Origin of the sequence: Ideonella sp. (assembly GCF_041914305.1) — a bacterium.
In the GTDB taxonomy this organism is placed as follows: Bacteria; Pseudomonadota; Gammaproteobacteria; order Burkholderiales; family Burkholderiaceae_C; genus Ideonella.
Genome location: NZ_JAYSDQ010000019.1, coordinates 67,366 through 90,699 on the forward strand (window position 1 = coordinate 67,366; position 23,334 = coordinate 90,699).

A 23,334-nucleotide genomic window follows, 5' to 3' on the forward strand; every position below is an offset into this window, starting at 1 on the left:
GCCGCCTGTGGTGTACTTCGCGCGTGCCCTCGCTCGCGCCCGAACACCCCCTCGACTCCCCGCCCCCGCCTGAGGCGCTGCTGGCGCGCCTGCAGGCGCTGGCGCAGGCCCCCGGCCGCTCGCTGCCGGGCGGCGAAGCCCTGGCCGCCAAACTCGCCAAGCCAGCGGCACCGGCCGCCGCCTGGTCGCGCCTGGCGCATGCCATCCACACCGACTGGCTCAAGGGCCAGGAGCAGCCCGACGGCGCGCTGCAAGACCTCTTCATCGACAGCGTCGCGCTGGCCTGGCAAGGCCTGGCCGAGCCCGAGCGGCTGCACAGCGGCCTGTACCCGGCGCTGATCCGCGCGCTCGGGGCACGCGGGCATCACGCCGCCCTGGCCGCGCTGGCGGTCAGCCTGGCGCCCTTCGCCGCCGATGGCGAGGCCGAGCAGCCGCTGGCCGCCTTGCTGCGCCAGTTGCGCCAACACCACCAGCTCGACGCCCTGCGCACGCTGCTGGACGCCTTGCGCCCGGCCGCCCAGCCCAGCCGCGCCTGGAACGCGCCGCTGCTGGCCGGCGTGCTCGTGCTGGCCCGCGAAGCCGACGACTTCGACGCGCTGCGCCACGCCGCCAGCTGGCTGCCCGAGCTGCTCGACGCGGCCGAGGCGCAGGCACCGCTCGACAGCGCGCACTGGCGCGAGCTGGGCAAGCTGGCGCTGCGCACGCTGCAAGTGCCGGCGATGCAGCGGGTGGCGCAGGCGCTGCTCGACGACGACGGCATGCTGCACGCCGAAACCCAGCCGCTGCTGGTGCAGTTGCTGGGCCTGCTGGCCGGCTTCGCCCCCGACGCGACGACACGCGCGCAGTTGGCGCAAGCCGCCGCGCAGCAACCCGGCCACCCGGCGATCCAGCTGGCGCGCGCCCGCATCGCCCATGGCGAAGGCGCGAGCCTGGCCGAGGTCGGCGCGCTGCTCGAGGGCCTCGACCCCGCGCAGCCGGCCTGGCCCAACGCCATCAGCTGGCTGGCCGGCACCCGCTTTCACGGCGGTGACGACGCCGGCGCGCTGGCGCTGTACCGCGAGCTGGCCGAGCGCCACCTGCTGGGCGCCGCCGACCGGCTGCGGATGAACCACCTGTCGGCCCGCGACGACGCCGCCGAACCCGGCGCCGCGCCCGATGCCAGCGCCAACGGCACGCCGACCACCGAGCCCCCCGCAGCCTGGTCGGCCGAGGCACTGGGGCCGTTTGCCGCCGCGCTGGCGCCACTGATCGCGCTGCTCGACGAAGCGCCCAACCACGACGCGCCGCGCAGCGTCGAATCGCTGCAGGCCGCCACCGAGGCCGCCTGCCGCCAGTGGCAAGCCCAGCTGCCGCAGCTGCCCGACATCAGCATGCAGGCCTGCCTGCAGCTGGCGCGCCACCTCGCGCAGCTCGAAGCGGGTGCCTTCGCCAGCCACAGCCAGTGGTTGACCGCGTTCCCGTTCGCGCTCGGCCCGGCCTACGGCCGTGTCGACGCCCAGCGCTGCCGCCTGCTCGGCCGCGCGCTGCAGCAGCATGTGGTGGCGCTGTGCGACTTTGCGCTCGAGCGCCCGCGCGCGCTGCAAGGCGCCCCGGGCCAGGCCAGCCTGCGCCAGGTGCTGGACCTGGCCGAGCAGCGCTGCGAGGCGCTGTGGGCGCTGGCGCAGGCCGACGACGCCGCCATCACGCTCGAGCGGTTGCAGGGCCGGCTCGGCGCGATGGGCGCCGCGCCGCTGCACGAGCTGCAGGCCCGCGCAGCCTTGACCCTCGGCCAGCTGCCCCGCGCCGCCGAGCTGCTGGCCCACGCCGGCGAGCCGGTGGCGGCGGCCGACGTGTGGCCGCTGGCCGACTGGGACGACTGGCTCGCGACCGAGCAGCTGCACCCGCAGACCCTGGTCGACGACCCGGCGCTGGCCGGCCACTTCGAGGCGGTGCGGCCTGACGGCCAGGTTCAGCGGCACGCGCACCAGCTGGCGCCCACGCGGCTGACCGTGCTGCACCACACCGACCTGCGGGTGCGCAACTCGCACCTGCTGATCGGCCCGCGCGCCGGCATCCTGCGCCCGGGCCCCTGGCACCTGAGCATGGGCGACTACCCCTACGAGCACCGCCATGTGCGGCTGCGCGGCGGCGGCCCGCGCGCCGGCGGGGCGGTGCTGCGGCCGGCGCGCTGGCAGCGCATCGACACGCCGGTGCTGGTGCTGGCCAACATGGACGCCACCTACCACCGTAACTTCTATCACTGGATGTTGCTGCTGCTGGCGCGCATCGACGCCCTGCGCGCCCGCGGGTTGCTGCTGGGCGGGCGCAAGCTGCTGCTGCCGCGCGAGCTGTCGGGCTGGATGCGTTCGTCGCTGGCCGACATCGGCCTCACCGAGGACCAGATGCTGCTTTACGGCGGCGATGACGACCTGCAGCTCACCGACGCCCTGCTCGCCTCGCCGATCGACTTTGCCAGCCCGTCGCTGGTCGAAGGCCTGCGCCAGACGCTGTGGCGCCACGCCGGGCTCGACCCGTCCGCGCCGCCGCCCGCCTCGCGGCTGCTCTACATTTCACGCCGTGGCGAAGGCCGTCGCCCGCTGGTCGAAGAGGCGCGCATCCAGCGCGCCGCCGAAGCGATGGGGTTCGAGGCCGTTGCGCCCGAGACCCTGACGCTGGCCGAACAGGTGCACCTGTTCGCCACCGCGCGCGGCATCGCCGGGCCCCCTGGGGCCGCCTACACCAACCTGATCTGGGCCCAGCCCGGCACACGCGTGCTGTCGATATTCAAAGAGGAAGCCAATTTGCCGACCTTCATCGATCTGTCCATCATCCGCGGCCAATCGCACCGCTGGCTGCTGGGCCGCAACTTGGCCGGCTATGCGCTGATGTCCATCGTCAACGCACCGTTCAGCGTCGACCTCTCGTTGGCTGAGCGCGAGCTGGCCTGGGTGGCCGGTGGGAGTGACCACGAATGAGCAGTACCCAAGCAGTGGTGCCGGCGCTGGGCCGGCTGTGGTTCGACGAGCTGAGCCAGCGCTGCGCCAAAGAGGGCGTGGCGCTGCCCGGGCCCGAGAACCTGCACCAGAAGTTCCAGCAGCCCGAGGTGCCGCCGGCCGCGCGCGGCAAGCTGGCCCAGGTCATGCACGTCGAGTGGGTCAAGGGCCGCGCCGACGTGCCGCACTGGCAGTTGCAGGCGCTGGTCGACGCGATCGAGGCCTGGTGGCAGCTGCTGCCCGAAGGCAGCACGCCGCTGACCGCCGGGCTCGCGCCGGCCTGGGTGCGCGCCCAGGGCAGCCTCGGCCACATCGAGCCGCTGGCCGAGGCCGCGCTGCGTTGGCAGGCGCAGCTCGCCCTGCCCGACCATGAAGCCGTGGCGCTGGGCTTGCTGCGCCAGCTGCGCCGCCTGAAGGGCGAGGCCAGCATCGGCCCCAGCCTGGCGCTGATCGACGCGCTGGGCCAGCGCTGGCAGCCCGAGGCCGCCTGGACGCAAGAGGTGGTCGGCACGCTGGCGATGGTCGCCCGCGCGGCCGAAACGCTGCCGCCGCTGCAACGCGTGGCCGCCTGGCTGGACCGCCTGGCGCCGCACGCCGGCCGGCCCGACGCCCGCGGCTGGCAGGCCCCGCTGACCGCGGCCGCGGTGCGCTGCGCCGCCCTGCCGGTGCTGCGCCAGCTGGCCGAAGCGATGCTGGACGACGACGAGCCCGATCCGGCCGGCGGCTTCTCGCTCGCCGCGGCGCTCGAGGCGCTGGGTGAACTCGCTCCCAGCCCATCGGTGCACGCGCTGGTCGCGCGGGCCGCCAAGGCCTGGCCCAAGCAGCCGACGATCCAGGTTGAGCAGGCCAAGCTCAAGCGCGCCGAAGGCGCCACCGTGCAGCAGCTGGCCACGCCGCTGCTGAACCTCGAGGCCGCGCACCCGGCCACGCCGGCCGCCTGGCAGCTGCTGGCCGAATACGCCTTCCACGACGGCGATATCGCGCTGGCCAAAGAGACCTACCAGCGCCTGGCCGAGCTGGGCCAGCTCGACGAGCAGTCGCAGCTGCGGCTGGACCACCTGAGCCTGCACCAGGCCGGCGCCGTGGCCGCCGCCAGTGCCACCGGCGCCTTCCCCGAAGCCGGCACGCCGGTGCTCGACCCCGCGCAGCTGGGCCCGCTGGCCGAGCCGCTGGCCGCGCTGGGCCTGGTGCTGGCGCAAGCGCCGCGCCACGACAGCCCCGTCAGCCTGGCCGACACCGAGGCACGCTGCGCCCAGGCGCTGGCCTCGTTCGAACGCATCCTGCCAGCGCTGGACAGCCTGACCCTGGCCGAGGTCGGCCAGGCCGCCAGCCACCTGTGGGCCCTGGCCAACAGTGGCGCGCTCGACCTGGCGCACTGGGAAGGCGTGTTCCCGTTCGAGATCGGGCCGGCCTTCGGCACGCTCGACGGCCACCGCTGCCGCGCCCAGTGCCTGGGCGTGCTGCGGCACCTGGTCGCGCTGTGCCGCCATGCGGTGCAGCGTGAACGCCCGTTGCAAGGCGCACCGGGCGACGCGAGCCTGGCGATGCTGCTCGACCTGTTGCACCAGCAGCAGGACGCGCAGGTGGCAATGAAACAGGCCGACGCCGCGCTGGCCGACCTGGACGACGCCACCGCCCGCCTGGGCGGCCTGGGCCGCACCGCCACGGCGGCGCTGCGCGAACGCGCGCTGCTGGCCGCGGGCCGCATCGACACACTGCGCGCCGAGCTGGAAGCCACGCAGCCAGCCGACGCCGCGCAAGCCCCGCGCCACCCCGAGGCCTGGCCGCTGCGCGAATGGGACGACTGGCTGCAGGCCGAAGGCGTCACCGCCCACCCGCTACTGCACGACGAGCCGCTGGTCGGCCAGTTCGACGTGGTCGACGTCACCGGCCGCGTGCGCAGCCACGCGCACGAGATGGTCGGCACCACGCTGAGCCTGGCCCGCGTGACCGACCTGCGAGTGCGCAACGTGCACCTGCTGATCGGCAGCCAGGGCGGCGTGCTGAAACCGCACGCATGGCACTTGCAGATGGGCGAGTTCCCGTACCCGCACCCGAACGTGCTGGCGCGCGGCGCCGGCGGCACCGTGCTGCGCGGCGCGGGGCTGTGGAAGCGGCTGGACGAGCCGCTGGTGGTGCTGGCCAACATGGACGCCCCGTTCCACCGCAACTACTACCACTGGATGGTGCTGACGCTGGCGCGCATCCAGGCGCTGATGTCGCGCGGCATCCTGAAGACGCGCAAGCTGCTGCTGCCGCGCGAGCTGACCGGCTGGATGCTCAGCTCGCTGCACGACATCGGCCTGGACGAGACCCGCGTACGCTGGTACTCGGCCGACGACGACCTGCGCCTGACCGACGCGGTGATCGCATCGCCGTCGGAGTTCGCCAGCGCGACGATGGTCGAGGGCCTGCGCCGCACGCTGACGCAGGCCGCCGGGCTGGACCCCGACGTCGAAGCCACCGGCGACCGGCTGATCTACCTGGCCCGCCGCGGCGAGACACGCCGCCCGATGGTCGAGGCCGAGCAGGTCATCAACATCGCCGAGGAACTGGGCTTCGAGATCGTCGCCGCCGAAACCTTGAGCCTGCTCGACCAGGTGCGCCTGTTCGCCAGCGCACGCGGCATCGCCGGCCCGCCGGGCGCGGCCTTCACCAACCTGATGTGGGCGCCCCCCGGCACCCGCGTGCTGACGATCTTCAAGCAAGACATCAACGGCCCGACCTTCTTCGACCTGTCGTTCCTGCGCGGCCAGCAGCACCGCTGGCTGCAGGCGCGCAGCATCGCCGGCTTCGAATCGGTGTCGATCGTGACCTCGCCGTTCTCGGTCGACGTCGACCTCGCGCGGCGTGAATTGCAATGGGTGCGGGACGGCGAATGAGCAACGGCATCAAGTTCCTCGACCTGCAGGCGATCTACCGGCAAGACCAGACCGCCTACGACGCCGCCTACCGACGCGTGATGGACAGCGGGCGCTGGATCCTCGGCCCCGAGCTCGAGGCCTTCGAGGCCGAGTTCGCGGCCTACGGTGGGCGGCGCCACGCGATCGGTGTCGGCAACGGGCTGGACGCGCTGGCGTTGGCGCTGCAGGTGGCCGGCATCGGCCCCGGCGACGAGGTGATCGTGCCGGCGCACACCTTCATCGCGACCTGGCTCGCGGTGCGCCAGTGCGGCGCCACGCCGCGCGCGGTGGAGCCGGCCGCGGGCTCGTACAACATCGACGCGGCCGGCGTGGCCGCGGCGCTGACGCCAGCCACCCGCGCCGTGATGCCGGTGCACCTGTACGGCGCGCCCTCCGACCCCGCGGCCATCAAGGCCCTGTGCGACTCGAAAGGCCTGCTGCTGCTCGAAGACGCGGCGCAAGCCCACGGCGCGCGCCACCAGGGCCAGCCGGTCGGCGGCTTCGGCCGCATGGCCGCCTACAGCTTCTACCCGGGCAAGAACCTGGGCGCCTTCGGCGACGCCGGTGCGCTGGTGACCGACGACGACGCGCTGGCCGCTGCGCTGCGCGCACGCCGCAACTACGGCAGCGCCGTGCGCTACCAGCACGACAGCGAAGGCGTGAACAGCCGGCTCGACGAGCTGCAGGCCGCCTTCCTGCGCGTGCGGCTGGCGCGGCTGGACGAGCACAACGCCCAGCGTCGGGCACAGGCAGCGCGTTATGCCGAGCGGCTGGCAAGCGTGCCGGGCCTGTCGCTGCCGGCGGTGCCCCACGGCGACGAGCCGGTCTGGCACCTGTTCGTCATCCGCCACGCCCGGCGCGACGCGTTGCAGGCCGCGCTGAAAGACCAGGGCATCGAGACCTTGATCCACTACCCGAAGCCGGTCTACCGGTTCCCGCCGTTCGCAGCGCACGCACCGGCGGGCCGCAGTGCCGCCGACGCCGTTTGCGACGAGTGCCTGAGCCTGCCGATCGGCCCGCATCTGGCGCTGGACCAGATCGACCAGGTGGCCGATGCGGTGGTGGCGTTCTGCCAGGGGCGCGCGGCATGACCGATGCCACGCTGCCACCCACTGGCAAACCGCTCGACGCCGACGAATACGCCGCCCGCCACGACGCCGAGCTGGACTTCGAAACTGTCTGCCTGCAAGCGCGCCAGCAACACAACCTGGCGCAGGTGCAGGCGCTGCAACCGGCTGTTGTGCTCGAGGTCGGCTGCGGCCCCGAGCTGCTGAGCCTGCAGGCCTTGGCGCGGCCCCATCGCATCTCACGCTGGGCAGCGGTCGAGCCGGCCCAGCGCTGGGCCGAGGCCGCCCGGGAGGTGAGCCTGCGCGAGCCGCGGCTGGCGGTGGTGCACGACTACATCGAGCGCGCCGACGCCGCGCTCGCCGCGCTGTGGCCGCAGGGGCCGGCGGCCGACCTGGTCATCGTCTCGGGCGTGATCCACGAGACCGCCGAGCCCGAGGTGCTGCTGCGCGCCAGCCTGAAGTGGCTCAAGCCCGGTGGCCACCTGCTGGTCAGCGTGCCGAATGCGCTGTCGTTCCACCGCCTGCTGGCGGTGCAGATGGGGCTGATGGACGCGCCGGAGGTGCTGAGCGAGCGCAACCGCCTGCTCGGCCAGCCGCGTGTCTACCGCCCGCAAGACCTGCGCGAGACGGTCACCGCGCTCGGCCTGACCGAGGTCGCGCTCGACGGCTACCTGTTCAAGCCCTTCACCCATGCGCAGATGGCGCTGCTGCTGCCGTCGCTCGGCGAGCGGGGTGTGCAGGGGCTGATCGAGCTGGGCCGGCAGTTCCCGCAGCAGGCCGCCGAGATCGCGCTGCTGGCGCAGCGGCCGGCATGAGCGTCGACCGGCCGATCCGGGGGCTGCTGCTCGACCTCGACGACACGCTGTTCGACGAGCGCTCGACAGCGCAGCGGGCCTTCGCGGCCTGGCAGCCGATGCATGGCGGGCATCGCCACGACGAGAGTGCCGAGCAGGCCTTTCAACGCTGGCGCCTCGTCACCGACAAGCACTGGAAGCGCCACAGCGCCGGCGAGATCTCGTTTTTGGACCAGCGCCGCGAACGCCTGCGCGAGTTCGTGGGCCAGGCGCTGACCGACGCGCAGGCCGACGCCTTGTTCGAGCCCTACATGCAGGCCTACCAGAGCAGCTGGTCGCTGGTGGACGATGCGGTCGAGTTCTTGCAGCGCTGCGCCCACCTGCCCAAGGTCATCGTCACCAACGGCCCGCGGGTGATGCAGGAGCGCAAGCTGTCGAGCCTGGGCCTGAACGATCACTTCGTCGGCATGGTGACGCCCGACGACTGCGGCCACGCGAAACCGCGGCCCGAGATCTTTCACCGCGCACTGGGCCTGATTGGCCTGCCGGCCAGTGCGTGCCTGATGGTCGGTGACGATCACGTCTGCGACATCGAGCCGGCGCATGCGCTGGGCATGGCGGCTTTCCACATCCGGCCGGGCACCCACGAGCTGCTGGGCGCGCTGGCGCTGCTGTAGTCAGCCAACCTTTTCAGCGCGAGCGTTCAGCGGCGCGGCGGATCAGTTGCTGCGCCTGCGCCGAGGCCTGCCAGCGCTGCGACAAGAACTCGGCCAGCCGCGGGTGCTGGGCATGGACCACGTTGAAGCGCAGGTGGCGCGGGTCGGCGTTGGCCACGTCGAACGCCGCGCCGGCCAGCAGGATGTGCTGGCGAAAGGCATCCTTGACCAATGCGTCGGCGTCGATGCCGGCCGGCAGCTCGCCCCAGAGGAACAGCCCGCCTTCGGCCGGCCGGTCGAGCAACAGGCCGGCGCCGCGCAGCGCGCGGGTGCTGACCTGGCGCGCGGCGGCGAGCTTTTGTTGCAGCCGGTCCAGATGCTTGCGAAAGCGCCCGCTGGCCAACAGCTCGAGCAGCACGTTCTCGTTCAGCGTGGCGGTCGTCAGCACAGACTGGATCTTGGCCCGCAGCAAGGCCTTCAGCAGCGCGGGCTCGGCCGCCATGTAGCCCACCCGCAGCGCGGGGCTGAGCGCCTTGCAGAAGCTGGAGTAGTAGACGACGCCACGCAGCTCGGACAGCTGCGCCAGCCTGGTCACGCTGCCGGCATGAAAGTGCCCGTGCACGTCGTCTTCGGCCAGCAGCAGCTGGTGGCGCTCGGCCAGCATCAGCACGCGGTGCAGGTTGGCCGCGCTGCTGCCCCAGCCGGTCGGGTTGTGCAGCACGCTCTGGATGAACAGCAGGCGCGGCCGGTGTTCGATGCAGGCGGCTTCGAGCTGGTCGAGGTCGATGCCGTCGTGCCGGCGCGCGATGCCGACCAGCTTCACGCCCGCTTCGCGCAGCCGGTCGAACAGCAGGTGGTAGCCCGGGGTTTCGACCAGCACCACGTCACCGGGCTTCAGGAACGAGCGGCAGATCAGGTCGATCGCGTGGGTGCCGCCATAACAGCTGAGCACCCGGCTCGCATCGACCGCGATGCCCTGGCCGCGCATCAGCATCGCGATGCGCTCACGCAGCTCAGGCAGGCCTTGCGGTGGGCAACGCGCCGCCATGCCGCCCACACTGCGCGCCAGCCCGCGCTGCACCACCGCGGCCGGGATCGCGTCTTCCAGCCAGCTCACTGGCAACGCGCCGCTGCTGGCCGGCAGCAGGCTGGCGCGCTGGTCGTGGGCCTGCTGCACCAACCAGACGGCGTCGTGCGCCTCACCGGCTTCGAGCTGGCTGGGCAGGGCTTCGGGCATGGTCGATTCGGCGACGAAGAAGCCGGCGGTGCCGCGGGTCTCGACCACGCCACGCGCCACCAGCCGGTCGTAGGCCGTGACCACCGTGTTCGGGCTGACCGACAGCTGCGACGCCAGCGCGCGGATCGACGTGAGCTTGGCGCCCACCGGCATCTGGCCCGACGCGATCAACGCGGCCAGGCGCGACTCGATCTGGTCGGCCAGCGGCACGGCGGAAGAACGGTCGAGCGGGGCCATCGTCAAAGCGGCATCAAACAAGCAAGGCCATCGCCAGCACCACCAGCGAGGCCGCCATGATGGCATTGAAGGCACGCTGGCGGCGCGGGTCGGTCAGCAGGCGGCGGATCGCAACGCCGAAAAGCGCCCACATCGAGATGCACGGCACGCCGATGGCGACGGCGATCACGCTGACCAGCGCCGACGCCGGCAACACCGCCATGCCCGGTGGCATGAAGACGGTGGCCACGGTGATGGCCTTGACCCAGCCCTTCGGGTTGACGAGCTGAAAGGCCGCCGCCTGCCACAGGCTCAAGGGCTTTTGCACCTCCTTATGCCCGATCGCCGAGCCGGCCAGGCGCCACGCCAGGTAGACGAGGTAGGCCGCGCCCACCACGCGCAGCACCTGGTGCAGCACCGGAAAGGCCTGGAACAGCGACCCCAGGCCCAGGCAGGTGATGAAGATCTGCGGCCCGTGGCCGGCGGCGATGCCCAGGATGTGCGGCAGCGAGCGGCGGTAGCCGAAGTTGGCGCCCGACGCGGTCAGCATCAGGTTGTTCGGGCCGGGCGTGCTCGACATCACAAACGCGTAGGTCATCAAGGGCAGCAGTTCGATCATGGCGCGGGGTGTGAAGAGGTGCCGCCAGCCTAGGGGCCCGCGCCCGGCGGGTGAAGCCACAACGCGCCCCGCCACCGAATGCACTGTGTCAGCCCGCGCAGCCACACAGTTTCAAGCGCGAACCCGGGTGATACCTTGTCGGCCATGACTTCATTGGCCATCTCCTACGACGACGTCGCGCAGGCCCACGAGCGCCTGGCCGGCATCGCCCACCGCACCCCGGTGCTGCGCTCGACCACGGCCGACGCGCGCACCGGTGCCTCGCTGTTCTTCAAGTGCGAGACCCTGCAACACATCGGCGCCTTCAAGATCCGCGGCGCCTACAACGCGGTCGCCCAGTTCACCGCGGCCCAGCGCGCCGGTGGCGTGGTGACCTTCTCGTCCGGCAACCACGGCCAGGCGATCGCCCGCGCCGCGCAGCTGCTGGGCGTGCACGCGGTGGTGGTGATGCCCAAGGACGCGCCGGCGATGAAGGTCGCCGCGACCGAGGGTTATGGCGGCGAGGTGGTCCGCTACGACCGTTATGCCGAAGACCCCGCGCTGATCATCGAGCGCATCGTCGCCGAACGCGGCACGACCTTCATCCCGCCGTTCGACCATCCGCATGTGATGGCCGGCCAGGGCACGGCGGCCAAGGAGCTGTTCGAAGACGCCGGCGAGCTCGACATGATCGTCACGCCGCTGGGTGGCGGGGGCTTGTTGTCCGGCACCGCGACGGTGGCGCGCTACCTGTCACCACGCTGCGAGATCATCGGCGTCGAGCCCGAGGCCGGCAACGATGGCCAGCAAAGCCTGGCCCAGGGCTGCATCGTGCGGATCGAGACACCGAAGACGATTGCCGACGCGGCGCAGAGCCGCTCGCTCGGCCAGCACACCTTTCCGGTGCTACAGCAGCTGGGCGCGCGGGTGGTCACCGCCACCGACGATCAGCTGGTCGAGACGATGAAATTCTTCGCGGCGCGGATGAAACTGATCGTCGAGCCCACCGGCTGCCTCGGCGCCGCAGCGGTGTTCAACGGCCAGCTCGATGTGCGTGGCAAACGCATCGGCATCGTGCTGTCGGGCGGCAACATCGACCTGGCGCGGTTTGCGGCGTTGGTGGGGGCTTGAGGTAGCTGGCCTGCCTGCGTCGCGCTTGGGCAGGCGACTCGGGGCACGTTTTCCGGCCTGGCTCGCGGGGAGCCGGGGTGCGCTGGCCATGGTCTCTCGATCGGCCGCGTGTTCACGGGACGTCGGTTGGGGCGACCGCGAATGAAGGCCTGCAAACGCACCCCGAATCCCCTGCCCCATCCACCGCCTGTGGCATGCCACGCGGTGCCCTGCCACGGTCGGTGCCTCAGGGTGGCGGTGGTGCCCCCGGGCACCGGCCTTCATTCGCGGTCGCCCCCACGCATCACGGGCACGACGGTGTTGATGGGCAGCCCGCCGATCACCTCAAGCAGTGGCCCGCGAGCGGGCCGGAGACCGGGGGCACCGCCGCCGCCCTGCACGCCAACCTGCGCAGTAGGTGAGTCGACAACAACCTACGCCTTCGAGCCCTGCACCCACTTCATGAAGTCCGCATGCTCGCGGATGTAGTCCGCCTCGTCGAACAGCTCGGAGGCCAGCACCAGCAGGCAGGCGTTGGACGAGAAGCCATGCAGCTCGCGCCAGATGCCCGGCACCATCAGCAGCCCCTCGCTCGGGTGGCTCAACGTGACGACACGCTGGTGCACGCCATCGTCCATGTGAACCTGGAACGAGCCCGAAATCGCGACGTAAAGCTGGCGCAGGTTCAGGTGCGCGTGCCCAGCGCGTGACGCGCGCGAGGGCACGTCATAGGTCCAGTAGGCACGCTTGATCGGGAACTCGAAGTCGACGCCGGATTCGACGAAGGAAATGGAGCCGCGGTGGTCATAGACCGTGCGCAACTCGACAGCGCGGCAATCGTCGACGTGGGCCAAGGCAGGAATCCTTTCGCGTTCGCAGTCTGGGGCTAGCAGGGCAACAGATAGTGGTCGTGCACGACCGTGCTGGCGCCGAAGCTTTCCTTGTAGAAGGCCAGGCCAGTGTTCAGCACCCGGCCCTCGTCTTCGTTCGAGTGACCGAAATCGAACCACTTGGACTGCGCCTGCGCACCGGCGATGGCCTGTTCCAGCAACAGGTCGAGCGCCGCACAGCGGCGGCCTTGTTCGTCGGCGGCCATGTACTGCAGGTGGCAGACGGCGGGCGTGTCGAACAACACCAGGCCAGCCACGATGCGGCCCGACCAGCGCGCCAACCGCAGGCTGATCTGCGCGGGAAAGCGGCTCGCCAACATGCGGATTTCAGCGAGCGTATGCACCGGCCGGCTGCCATGGCGAGCCTGCAGCTCGTGGTCGAGCAATTGCCAGAACGCGGCCCAGTCTTCGGTCGCCTCGTTCGGCGCGCCGTCATGGGCCGACAGGCTCAACTCTTCGCGCTGGCGCGTGGCCTGCGTGATGGCGCGGCGGCGCTTGGGCGGCCAGTGCGCCGGCGTCGGTCCGATCACCGACAGCGCGTCGCGCCGCACCAACTGCGCGCCGCAGCGCAGCAGCGCATAACGGTCGTCTTCGCACGGCAGCCGGTGGTAGATCGACGGCATGGTCTTGTACAGCAACTCACGCACGCCCTGCCCGCGCCAATGCGCCTGCAAGGCCCGCATCAGATCCCAGGTGGCCTGCGCGCCCAGCGTGTCGGCCAGCACCAGGCCGCCGTAGCTCAAGCCGCCGTGGCTGGCGACGCGCTCGCCTTGCCGATGGGCCGGCAGCACCGCCACCAGCTTGCCGCGCCGCTCGACCAGCAGCGACGCGTCGTCGAAGCGGTCGGCGTGGTAGCCCATGAAGCGCCGGTCGAACAAAAAGGTGCCGTTCTGGCTGGCAGCAACGAGCGCGTTCCACGCGGCTTCGTCGGCATCGCGGTAGGGGCGGAAGCTGAAGGCATCGGCCATGGGCCCGGCCACCGTCGCGCGGGTCAGCGCAACACGCCGTGCTGCGACGGCGCGTGGGCGAAGTCGAGCACGCGGCGCACCATCGGGTGGGCCGGGTCGAACTCGGCCTCGATCTCGGCCAGCACCTGCGCGAACGGGCGCTCGGTGCCCTGCAGCTTGGCCAGCACCTGGCGCACGATGTCGATGTCCTCGCGCGAGAAGCCGTGCCGCTTCAGCCCGATCAGGTTGGCGCCACGCAGATGCGTCGGGCCCTCGGAGCCATAGGCGATCGAGTACGGCAGCACGTCCTGCGTCATCGCCGACATGCCCGAGATGAACGAGTAGGCGCCGACCCGCACGTACTGCTGCATGCCGACCATGCCGGCGATGACCGCGTGGTCGTCGATCGTGCACAGGCCGGCGATGCCGGTGTAGCTGGTGATGCGGGTGTGGTTGCCCAGCACCACGTCGTGCGCCAGGTGCACATAGGCCATCACGAAGTTGTCGTTGCCCAGCACCGTGCGCCCATCGCGGCGGCGGGTGCCGCGGTGGATGGTGACGAACTCGAAGACGTGGTTGCGGTCGCCGATCACGACCTCGGTGTCGTCGGCCTGCTTGTAGAGCTGGTCGTGCGGCGCGCCGCCGATCACCGCATGGGCACCGAACACGTTGTCGGCGCCCACCGTCACCCGCCCCTGCAACGACACGCCATTCATCAGCCGGGTGCGCGGGCCGATCGTGATGTCGCCCTCCAGCACGCACCAGGGGCCAATCTCGGCGCTGGGGTCGATCTGGACGTTGCCGGCGATGACGGCGCTCGGGTGGATCATGGCTGGCGCGGCCCCGCTGTCAGCGGAACCAGAACTGCAGCGAGCAGCCGGCGGTCATCGCGTCGTACGGGCGCGTCACCAATTGCTCGGTCAAGGTCTGGGCGTTGGTCTCGCGCTTCTCGGTCGCCACGTCGCAACCCAGGTCGAGCGCTCGCAAGGGCGTGTAGCGCACGCCGAGCGTGAAGGCGGTGGTGCGGTCTTCGATGCGCGAGCCGGTGGCGGTGAACTGGTCGTTGAAGCGCCGGCGCGACCATTGGGCGGTACCGATCAGGCTGATCTTGGCCGAGGCGGCCCATTGCGCCGACCACAGGAACGCGTCGCGCAGCTGGTCGCCCGCCGGGGCGGCCGGCATCGTGGCCTCGAGGTTCGTCACGTTGCCGCTGCTGCCTTCGGTGTCGCGCAGCAGCTGGGTGCGAAGACGCAGCTTGCCGCTCGGCGTCCAGTCCCAGCCGATGCCACCGGTCCAGAAGCTGCGATCGTCCATCACGGCATGCTTTTCTTCGGCCCGGGTCACGCGCGCGTCCAGGCGGCTGGCGCCGGTGGCCTGCCAGACCACGCCCAGCTCCAGCTGCTTGCGGCCGACGTCGTCGCCAACCCCCAGGTCGGAATCCGGCCGCGAGATGCGGGTGTAGCGACCCAGCGCGGTGAAGCCCAGGTCGGGGCTGGGCCGGTAGCCGATGCCACCTTCGGCGCCCCATTGCGACAGGTCGTTGAGCTTGGCAAAGGCGTCGGCCGAGTATTCGCGGTGCAGCGCATTGAAGCCGGCCTGCAGCGCCCACTCGCCCATGCCGCCCAGCCTGCCCTGCGCGAAGGCAGACTGCGTGCTCTCGATGTTGAGGCCATCGAATGGCGTCACGCTGTCCAGCCCGTAGCGGTACTGGCGGCGCGCCGATTGCACACCGAGCGCGCCGGACAGGTTGGCGACGGTTTCCCAGTCGAGCTGCAGGCCGACGTCGTGGCCGGTGTTGTTCAGCTCGTCGTGATCGCGGTAGCGGTTCATCTGCAGCGCGGCGCTGCCATGCAGGCGCTGGCGGCCGATCGGCTGGTCGAGCGCGAAGTTCAGCGCAGTGACCGAGTTCCAGTCTTCCTCTTCGTTGGCGCTCTCGCGAAACAGGTTCGACTCGTGCATCAGCGTCTGCGACAGCCCGAAGCTGAACGGCTGGGCCGGCCCGCTGGGCGACGGGCTGAGCGGCGGCGGCGGTGAGACCGGCGGCGGGGCGTCGGCTTGCGCCAACGCGGCACCGGCCAGGGCCCAGACGGCCGCCACCGCCAGCAGGTGCATCGCGAAGCGGGGGGCGAAGGAAGGGGTGGTGCCTGTCATGTGCGCCTCGTCGTGTCGTTGTCGTTTGCGTCAGCGCCGGTGCGGCGCGTTCAGGAGCGTGGGCTGCTGAAGGCCGGCCGTCAATACGCCTTGCGGTCGAAAAACATCAGCTTGGCGGTGCGGGCGATGATCAGCAGATCGAGCCCGAGCGACCAGTTGCGCAGGTATTCGAGATCGTACTCGACCCGCCGCGCCATCTTGTCCACCGTGTCGGTCTCGCCGCGCAGGCCGTTGACCTGGGCCCAGCCGGTGATGCCGGGCTTGACCTTGTGGCGCGCCATGTAGGCCTTGACGATCTTGCGGTACTGCTCGTTGTGCGCCACCGCATGCGGGCGCGGGCCGACGATGCTCATCTCGCCCTGCAGCACGTTGACGAACTGCGGCAGCTCGTCGAGCGAGGTCTTGCGGATGAAGGCGCCGAACTTGGTGATGCGCGGGTCGTTGCGCGTGGCCTGCTGGACGACGGGGCCGTTGTCCTGCGTGACCATCGAGCGGAACTTGAAGACCTCGATGATCTCGCCGTCCAGCCCGGTGCGTCGCTGGCGGAAGATGATCGGCCCCGGCGAGCTGAGCTTGACGCCGATCGCCACCGCCGCCAGCACCGGCGAAATCAGGATCAGGATCAGCACCGCCAGCACGATGTCGCTGGCGCGCTTGAGCAGGCCGTTGATGCCGGTGAACGGCGTCACGTGCAGGCCGACGACCGGCACGCCGCCCATGTCTTCGAGCCGGCCCTGGATGATGCTGACACCGAACACGTCGGGCACGAAATGCACCGAGGCGGTCGAGTTCTGCAGCGTCTCCATCAGCTGCAGGATGCGCGGCTGCGAGGTCAGCGGCAGCGTGATGAAGACGTCTTTCACGCCGTGCTGCTCGATGAACTCGGGCAGCTCGTTCAAGCCGCCGATCAGCGGGTCGGCCCCGGGCAGCTCCAGCCGCTCGGCCGAACGGTCATCGAAGAAACCCAGCAGGTCGTGGCCATAGCCCTTGCGCGCCTGCAGCATCTCGGCCACGCGCTGGCCCATGCGGTGCGCGCCGACGATGACCGCCGGCCGGCGGAACTCGGGCAGCGCCGCGCGGTGGCGCATGTACGCGGTGCCCAGCACCACGAACACCCAGTGCACCAGCGGCGTCGCGATCGCCCAGCCCAGCAGCAGGCGCGGCTCGAAGGCGCCCAGGCCGCCGGTGGCATAACCCACCATCAGCAGCACTGCGAGCACACCGACCCACGACAGGATGATGTCGATGCCGACACCGATGCCGGTCTTGCCGAAGCGATTGACGCCCGGGAACATCAGCACCAGCAGCAAGATGGCCAGCGCCATCGCCGCGCCGCCGAAGGGCTCGGCGAAGATGCCGTGAAAGACCGCCAGGTTGACGGCCGCCAGCACCGGCTCCAGCACCGCCGCGATGGCCGACGGCACGCTCGGCGGCGCGCTCAGGAATTGTTTGCGGGCGGTTCGTTCTTCAAACATCGACTCAAGCGCAGCGGTTTCCGTGCAGGGCACTCAGTTGCCGCCGGGCTGTCACCTGGCGGCGGGGCCGCAGCGCCGAAGCGCGGGGCCCTCGCCCAAGGTGACGCAGGGGCCACAGATCAGGCCGTACGGCCGTAGGTGTCCTCGTAGCGAACGATGTCGTCTTCGCCCAGGTAGCTGCCGGATTGCACCTCGATGATCTCGAGGTCGACCTTGCCCGGGTTGGCCAGGCGGTGCACTTCGCCCAGCGGGATGTAGGTGCTCTGGTTCTCGGACAGCAGGATCTTGCGCTCGCCGCAGGTCACTTCGGCGGTGCCGGTGACGACGATCCAGTGCTCGGCGCGGTGGTGGTGCATCTGCAGGCTGAGCGAAGCACCCGGGCGCACCATGATGCGCTTGACCTGGAAACGCGGGCCGGCGTCGATCGAGTCGTACCAGCCCCAGGGGCGGTGCACCTTGCGGTGCAGCAGGCCCTCACCGCGCCCGTGGGCGGCCAGCTTGTTGACGATCTTCTTGACGTCCTGGCTGCGGCCGGCATCGGCCACCAGCACCGCGTCGGCGGTCTCGATCACGACCAGGTTGTCGACACCGACCGTGCTGACCAGCCGACCCGACGCGTGGACCAGCGTGTTGCGGCTGTCTTCCATCATCACGTCGCCGACGAAGGCATTGCCGGCGCCGTCCTTGGGCGACACCTGCAGCACCGCGTCCCAGGCGCCGAGGTCGTTCCAGCCGGCGGCCAGCGGCACCATGCGGATGTCGAACGCGCTGCCGGGGCAACGCTCCATCACCGCGTAGTCGACCGACTCGGCCGGCACCTGCTCGAACTCTTTCTTGCCCGGGCGCACGAACTTGGCGTCGGCCCGCTTGGCTTCCCACGAGGCCTTGGTGGCTTCGAGGATGTCGGGGCGGAAGGTCTGCAGCGCCTTCAGCCAGACCGAGGCCTTCAGCACGAACATGCCGCTGTTCCAGTAGTAGCCGCCTTCGGCGAGGTAACGCTCGGCGGTGGCCTGGTTGGGCTTCTCGACGAACTGCGCGACAGCGGCCAGCTCGTTGCCCATCGCACCGGGCTGCACGCGGATGTAGCCGTAGCCGGTTTCGGGCCGATCGGGCGTGATGCCCAGGATCACGATCGAGCCTTCGGCCGCGCCGCGCACTGCGTTCTGCAGCGCGTGGTTGAACGCGGCGCTGTCGGCCACCGTCTGGTCGGCCGGCGTGACGACCAGCACCGGATCGGCGCCGCCCTCTTGGGCTTGCAGCGCCGCCAGCGTCAGCGCCGGCGCGGTGTTGCGGCCGGACGGCTCCAGCACCACGGCGGTGCTGTCCATGCCCAGCTCGCGCAGCTGCTCGAGCACCATGAAGCGGTGCTCGGCGTTGCCGACGACGACCGGCGACTCGACGACGATGTCGTCGCAGGCCAGTTGGGCCACGCGCTCGGCGGCTTGCTGGAACAGGCTGGTCTCGCCGGTCAGCACCAGGAACTGCTTGGGATAACCCGCGCGCGACAGCGGCCACAGCCGGGTGCCGCTACCGCCGGCCATGATCACCGGCAACACGGAAATGGATCGGGACATGGGCAACCTCTTTGGCAAATCGATATAGGCACCGCGGCGCATTCAGCCGCCGCAGTGCAAGTGCGGGCTATTGTGGCAAAGAACCCTTGCCCCGCCGGCCCCCTAGTAGGCAAGGAACGGGCCGTGTTATATGGGCATTCCGTCACGCCGGCCGGGCCGGAATGACGGACGGTCAGGCGCGACCAATCGAGCGGTAGTCGAGCCCGAAGCCGCGGACCAGGGCCGGGTCGTAGAGGTTGCGCCCATCGAAGATGCGGCGGTCGGTCAGCGTCGACGACATCGCCTCGAAGTCGGGGGTGCGGAATTCCTTCCACTCGGTCACGATGACCAGCGCGTCGGCACCGGCCAGCGCCGACGGCGCAGAGGAAACAAAGCGCAACTGTTGGGCCAACGCCTCATCGCCGAGGTCCAGCCGCAGCACGCGCTCGGCCTCGGCCGCCGCGACCGGGTCGTAGGCCCGGACCACCGCGCCGCGGCGGATCAGCTCGGCCACGACCACGCGGCTGGGCGCCTCGCGCATGTCGTCGGTGTTGGGCTTGAAGGCCAGGCCCCACAGCGCGAAGGTCTTGCCGCGCAGGTCGTCGCCGTACTGGGCGACGATCTTGTCGACCAGCACCAGCTTCTGCTCGTCGTTGACCGCCTCGACCGCGGCCATCATCTTGCTCGGCAGGCCGGCGTCGGCCGCGCTGCGGGCCAGGGCTTTCACGTCCTTCGGGAAGCAGCTGCCGCCGTAGCCGGCACCGGCATAGAGGAAGTGGGTGCCGATGCGGGGGTCGGAGCCAATGCCCACACGCACCTGCTCGATGTCGGCACCGACCGCTTCGGCCAGCCGCGACAGCTCGTTCATGAAGCTGATGCGGGTGGCCAGCATCGCGTTGGCGGCGTACTTCGAGAACTCGGCGCTCTTGATGTCCATCACCAGCAGCCGGTCGTGGTTGCGCACGAACGGCGCATACAACGCCCGCAGCAGCAGCGTGGCGCGCTCGTCGTCGGTGCCGATGATGATGCGGTCGGGCCGCATGAAGTCTTCGACCGCGGCGCCCTCTTTCAGGAATTCGGGGTTCGAGGCGACCGAAAAGGCGAGGTTGACCCCGCGCTTGGCGAGCTCGTCAGCCACCGCGGCGCGCACCTTGTCGGCCGTGCCGACCGGCACCGTGCTCTTGTCGACGATGACCTTGTGGTCGGTCATCAGGCGGCCGATGTTGCGCGCCGCCGCGGTCACATACTGCAGATCGGCCGAGCCGTCTTCGTCGGGCGGCGTGCCGACCGCGATGAACTGCAGCGTGCCGTGCCCGACCGCGCGCGCCACGTCGGTCGTGAATTCCAGCCGGCCGGCCGCGGCGTTGCGGTGCACGATCTCTTGCAGGCCCGGCTCGTGGATCGGGATGCCGCCACTGTTCAGGACCTCGATCTTGCGCGCGTCCACATCGAGGCAGACCACGTGGTTGCCCATTTCGGACAGGCAGGCGCCGGTGACCAGGCCGACGTAGCCGGTGCCGATGACGGTGATTTTCATGGTGCGGGTGTCGGGTTCAAGCGGCCAGTTCGCGCAGGCCCGGCGCCACCGCGTCCTTGGCCGACAGCACCGGCGCCACTCCGGCGTCGGGCCAGGCGATGCCCAGGTCCGGGTCGTCCCAGCGCAGCGAGCCTTCGGCCTGCGGGGCGTAGTAGTCGGTGGTCTTGTAGAGGAAGTCGGCCGAGTCGCTCAGCACCAGAAAACCATGGGCCAGGCCGGGCGGGATCCACAGCTGGCGGTGGTTGTCGGCGCTCAATTCGACCCCGACCCAGCGGCCGTAGGTGGCGCTGCCGGGGCGGATATCGACCGCCACGTCGAACACCGCACCCGCCGCCACCCGCACCAGCTTGCCCTGGGCATGCGGCGCACGCTGGAAATGCAGGCCCCGCAGCACGCCGCGGGCCGAGCGGGAGTGGTTGTCCTGCACGAACGCGACCGGCGCGCCGACGGCGTCATCGAACAGGCGCTGGTTGAAGCTCTCCATGAAAAAGCCGCGTTCGTCGCCGAACAGCTTCGGCTCGAACACCAGCACGCCCTCGATGGCGGTTTTCTCGATCTTCATGGGGCGGGATTGTCCCATGCAGGCCACGTTCGCCGGGCCGGTAACCACTTGTTCACGCTTTGCTTGCGGTGGCCCACTCCAGTGCCGGCGCGACAAGCCGATCATCAAGTGGTCAGGTACCCGCATGCCCGCTTCTCGCAAGACCACCACCATGAACCTCGAGTTGGCCGCCCTTGAATCCGAACTCGCCTACCGAGGGCCCGAGCGCCGCGGCGGCGAAAACGCCGGCCTGGTGCGGTTGATGGCCTGCGTGCTGGACGAAGTCGACTACGGCCTGATGCTGCTGTCGGCCAACGCGCTGGTGGTGCATGCCAACCATGCCGCGCTGCGCGAGATGGGCTCGAACCACCCGCTCGAACTGCGCAGCCGCCGCCTGCGGGCGCGCGACAGCCTGGAACAACAAGCCTTGGGCGACGCGCTCGACGCGGCCCGCCACCGCGGCGTGCGCTGCATGCTGAACCTCGGCACCGCGCCGGCGCGGGTCGGCCTGTCGATCGTGCCGCTTCCGCTGCCCTTGTCGAACAACGCCAGCGGCAACGCGGTGCTGCTGACCCTGCAGCGCGCGCAGCTGGTGGAAAAACTCTCGGTCGGTGCCTTTGCCCGCGCCCGCGGCCTGTCGCAGCGCGAAGAAGAAGTGCTGACCGCCTTGTGCGAGGGCCTGCGGCCGACGCAGATCGCCGAGCGCATGGGCGTGGCGGTGGCCACCGTGCGCAGCCACGTGCACAACCTCAAAGAGAAGACGCACTGCAGCAGCATGGTCGAGCTGGTCAAGCAGGTGGCCTTGTTGCCGCCGATGGTGACCGCGCTGAAGACCAGCCCGCTGATGAGCTGACGCGCCCCGCGGCGGCTGGCGCCGCAGGCGCTCAGAACACCCGGTCGCGCAGCACCTGCTGCAGGTAGCGACCGTAGCCGCTCTTGGCCAGCGGCGCCGCCAGCCCGGCCAGTTGCTCGTCGTTGATCCAGCCCTGGCGCCAGCAGATCTCTTCCGGGCAGCAGACCTTCAGGCCTTGCCGCTTTTCCAGCGTCTGCACGAACGCGCCCGCTTCGAGCAGGCTATCGTGGGTGCCGGTGTCGAGCCAGGCGTCGCCGCGGCCGAAGATCTGCACATCGAGCTGGCCGGCCTCAAGGTAGCGGCGGTTCAGGTCGGTGATCTCCAGCTCGCCGCGTGGGCTGGGCTTCAATGCCTTGGCGTGGTCGACCACCTGCTCGTCGTAGAAATACAGGCCCGTCACCGCATAGCGGCTCTTCGGCGCCTCGGGCTTTTCTTCCAGGCTCACGGCGCGGCCGGCCGCATCGAACTCGACCACCCCGTAGCGCTCGGGGTCGGTCACCGGGTAGGCGAACACGGTGGCGCCGCTCGGCCGCGAAGCCGCGGTCTGCAGGCGCCGACCGAGATCATGGCCGTAGAAGATGTTGTCGCCCAGCACCAGCGCACTGGGCGAGCCGGCCAGGAACTCTTCGCCGATCAGGAAGGCCTGCGCCAGCCCCTCGGGGTTGGGTTGCACCGCGTAGCGCAGCGACACGCCCCAGCGCTCGCCGTTGCCCAGCAGCTGCTCGAAGCGCGGCGTGTCCTGCGGCGTGCTGATCAGCAGGATGTCGCGGATGCCGGCCAGCAGCAGCGCCGACAGCGGGTAGTACACCATCGGCTTGTCATAGACCGGGATCAGCTGCTTGCTGATCGCCAGCGTGGCCGGGTGCAGCCGCGTGCCGGAGCCGCCGGCGAGGATGATGCCTTTGCGGGCGATGGGGGTGCTGGTCATGGTCGGGCTCCAACAGGGGGCCGCGGTGCGGGCACGGCCTGGGGAAAAGGGTCTTTGTACTGGCCGGCGCGGGCTTGCGCCATCCACCACAGGAAACGGGCGTTGCGCAGGTAGCGCATGCCGTAGCGGCGCGGTTCGCTCAGCACCCGGTAGGCCCATTCGAGGCCGAGCCGGCGCATCCAGACCGGCGCGCGCTTGACCTCGCCGGCTTCGTAGTCGATCGTCGCGCCGACCCCCATCAGCACGCGCACCCCGGGCAGTGCATGGCGATAGCGGGCCAGCCAGATCTCTTGCTTCGGCGCGCCCAGGCCCAGCATCAGCGCGGTCGCACCGCTGGCGCGCACCATCGCCAACACGCTGGCGATCTCGGCCTCGTCGTCGACGAAACGCATCGACGGGCCGTGCGCGCCGACGACCAGCTCGCGGCCGGCCATCGCGTTCAAGGCCTGGCGCGCGCGCTCGGCCACGCCGGGCGCCGCCCCGAGCAGGAAGATGCGCACCGCCGGGTTCGCGGCGTGGCGCCGGCAGTAGGCCGGCATCAGGTCCGAGCCGGTGATCTTCTCGGCCACGCCCTGGCCCTGCCAGCGCAGCGCCAGGTCGACGTAGTGGCTGTCGACGGTGATGATGTCGGCGTCGCGGTAGGCCGCGGTGAACGCCGCGTTGGTCTGCAGGTGGTACAGGTGGTCGGGGTTGATCGTGAAGACCATGCCGCCGTCGGCGTCGAGCCGGTCCAGCAACTGCGCCATCGTCAGGTCATCGGCCCAGACGTTGAGCAGCGGCACGCGCCGCCACGCCCGCGGCGCGATCTCGAAGTGCGGCCGGGCGCCCAGCGGGGCGACGGCCTGCGGTTCAGAACTGGTCGACATTCGGCTCATGGCCGCGACGCGGCGAACGGGGGTCGTGAAA

At 70.6% G+C, this 23,334-nt stretch carries 19 protein-coding genes; 7 read left to right on the forward strand and 12 right to left on the reverse strand.

Translation table 11 applies throughout. The features are described 5' to 3' along the window. Nucleotides 1–23 precede the first annotated feature (23 nt). The 5 genes from ACE3SG_RS22550 to ACE3SG_RS22570 are packed head-to-tail and all read left to right on the forward strand — an operon-like array spanning nt 24 to nt 8,413. Nucleotides 24–2,954, forward strand: a complete 2,931-nt coding sequence (locus ACE3SG_RS22550; protein WP_374568468.1) for a DUF563 domain-containing protein — start codon at nt 24–26, stop codon at nt 2,952–2,954. Next, a complete protein-coding gene (locus ACE3SG_RS22555; protein WP_374568469.1) occupies nt 2,951–5,854 on the forward strand; it encodes a DUF563 domain-containing protein in 2,904 nt (967 codons plus the stop codon). The genes ACE3SG_RS22550 and ACE3SG_RS22555 overlap by 4 nt, the downstream gene beginning before the upstream one ends. After that, nucleotides 5,851–6,966, forward strand: coding sequence for a DegT/DnrJ/EryC1/StrS family aminotransferase (locus ACE3SG_RS22560; RefSeq protein WP_374568470.1), 1,116 nt, complete (start codon nt 5,851–5,853; stop codon nt 6,964–6,966). Before ACE3SG_RS22555 ends, ACE3SG_RS22560 begins: the two co-directional genes overlap by 4 nt. Further along, nucleotides 6,963–7,757, forward strand: a complete 795-nt coding sequence (locus tag ACE3SG_RS22565; RefSeq protein WP_374568471.1) for a class I SAM-dependent methyltransferase — start codon at nt 6,963–6,965, stop codon at nt 7,755–7,757. The genes ACE3SG_RS22560 and ACE3SG_RS22565 overlap by 4 nt, the downstream gene beginning before the upstream one ends. After that, nucleotides 7,754–8,413, forward strand: a complete 660-nt coding sequence (locus ACE3SG_RS22570) for an HAD family hydrolase (RefSeq protein ID WP_374568472.1) — start codon at nt 7,754–7,756, stop codon at nt 8,411–8,413. Before ACE3SG_RS22565 ends, ACE3SG_RS22570 begins: the two co-directional genes overlap by 4 nt. A 13-nt stretch (nt 8,414–8,426) precedes the next feature. Here the strand turns inward: ACE3SG_RS22570 and ACE3SG_RS22575 are convergent, their stop codons facing one another. Then, a complete protein-coding gene (locus tag ACE3SG_RS22575) occupies nt 8,427–9,866 on the reverse strand; it encodes a PLP-dependent aminotransferase family protein (RefSeq protein ID WP_374568473.1) in 1,440 nt (479 codons plus the stop codon). A gap of 13 nt (nt 9,867–9,879) precedes the next feature. Beyond that, on the reverse strand, nt 9,880–10,464 hold the full coding sequence (locus ACE3SG_RS22580; RefSeq protein WP_374568474.1) for a LysE family translocator: 585 nt from the start codon (nt 10,462–10,464) through the stop codon (nt 9,880–9,882). A gap of 144 nt (nt 10,465–10,608) precedes the next feature. On the opposite strand from ACE3SG_RS22580, the gene ACE3SG_RS22585 reads away from it, so the two are divergent. Then, on the forward strand, nt 10,609–11,574 hold the full coding sequence (locus ACE3SG_RS22585) for a threo-3-hydroxy-L-aspartate ammonia-lyase (RefSeq protein WP_374568475.1): 966 nt from the start codon (nt 10,609–10,611) through the stop codon (nt 11,572–11,574). 413 nt (nt 11,575–11,987) lie between these two features. On the opposite strand, the gene ACE3SG_RS22590 is transcribed toward ACE3SG_RS22585, so the two are convergent. The 8 genes from ACE3SG_RS22590 to rfbC all read right to left on the reverse strand — a co-directional run bounded on the left by ACE3SG_RS22590 (nt 11,988) and on the right by rfbC (nt 20,668). Then, nucleotides 11,988–12,407 (reverse strand): FdtA/QdtA family cupin domain-containing protein, encoded by a 420-nt coding sequence (locus ACE3SG_RS22590; protein WP_374568476.1) that lies wholly within the window; start codon nt 12,405–12,407, stop codon nt 11,988–11,990. 32 nt (nt 12,408–12,439) lie between these two features. Further along, the gene (locus ACE3SG_RS22595; RefSeq protein WP_374568477.1) at nt 12,440–13,411 is read right to left on the reverse strand and encodes a GNAT family N-acetyltransferase; all 972 of its coding nucleotides are present in this window, start codon (nt 13,409–13,411) and stop codon (nt 12,440–12,442) included. A 23-nt stretch (nt 13,412–13,434) separates the two neighbouring features. After that, entirely contained in the window at nt 13,435–14,220 is a 786-nt protein-coding gene (gene lpxA, locus ACE3SG_RS22600; RefSeq protein WP_374568478.1) for an acyl-ACP--UDP-N-acetylglucosamine O-acyltransferase, read from the reverse strand. Between the two features lie 19 nt (nt 14,221–14,239). Next, nucleotides 14,240–15,541 (reverse strand): hypothetical protein, encoded by a 1,302-nt coding sequence (locus ACE3SG_RS22605; protein WP_374568479.1) that lies wholly within the window; start codon nt 15,539–15,541, stop codon nt 14,240–14,242. Between the two features lie 80 nt (nt 15,542–15,621). After that, nucleotides 15,622–17,016: an undecaprenyl-phosphate glucose phosphotransferase gene (locus ACE3SG_RS22610; protein ID WP_374568480.1), complete on the reverse strand. Its 1,395-nt coding sequence runs from the start codon at nt 17,014–17,016 to the stop codon at nt 15,622–15,624. A 119-nt stretch (nt 17,017–17,135) separates the two neighbouring features. After that, nucleotides 17,136–18,590 carry a mannose-1-phosphate guanylyltransferase/mannose-6-phosphate isomerase gene (locus ACE3SG_RS22615; RefSeq protein WP_374568481.1) on the reverse strand — a complete coding sequence of 485 codons (1,455 nt, stop codon included), beginning with the start codon at nt 18,588–18,590 and terminating at the stop codon, nt 17,136–17,138. 172 nt (nt 18,591–18,762) lie between these two features. After that, complete coding sequence (locus ACE3SG_RS22620) at nt 18,763–20,106, reverse strand: UDP-glucose/GDP-mannose dehydrogenase family protein (protein WP_374568482.1); 1,344 nt, start codon at nt 20,104–20,106, stop codon at nt 18,763–18,765. Between the two features lie 16 nt (nt 20,107–20,122). Then, nucleotides 20,123–20,668, reverse strand: coding sequence for a dTDP-4-dehydrorhamnose 3,5-epimerase (rfbC, locus tag ACE3SG_RS22625; protein WP_374568483.1), 546 nt, complete (start codon nt 20,666–20,668; stop codon nt 20,123–20,125). A gap of 151 nt (nt 20,669–20,819) precedes the next feature. Here rfbC and ACE3SG_RS22630 point away from each other — a divergent pair, with 151 nt between their 5' ends. Next, nucleotides 20,820–21,500 carry a response regulator transcription factor gene (locus ACE3SG_RS22630; protein ID WP_374568484.1) on the forward strand — a complete coding sequence of 227 codons (681 nt, stop codon included), beginning with the start codon at nt 20,820–20,822 and terminating at the stop codon, nt 21,498–21,500. A 31-nt stretch (nt 21,501–21,531) separates the two neighbouring features. Here ACE3SG_RS22630 and rfbA read toward each other — a convergent pair whose 3' ends face one another. Beyond that, complete coding sequence (gene rfbA / locus ACE3SG_RS22635; RefSeq protein ID WP_374568485.1) at nt 21,532–22,428, reverse strand: glucose-1-phosphate thymidylyltransferase RfbA; 897 nt, start codon at nt 22,426–22,428, stop codon at nt 21,532–21,534. After that, the gene (locus tag ACE3SG_RS22640) at nt 22,425–23,294 is read right to left on the reverse strand and encodes a WecB/TagA/CpsF family glycosyltransferase (protein ID WP_374568486.1); all 870 of its coding nucleotides are present in this window, start codon (nt 23,292–23,294) and stop codon (nt 22,425–22,427) included. Before ACE3SG_RS22640 ends, rfbA begins: the two co-directional genes overlap by 4 nt. Nucleotides 23,295–23,334: the final 40 nt, after the last annotated feature.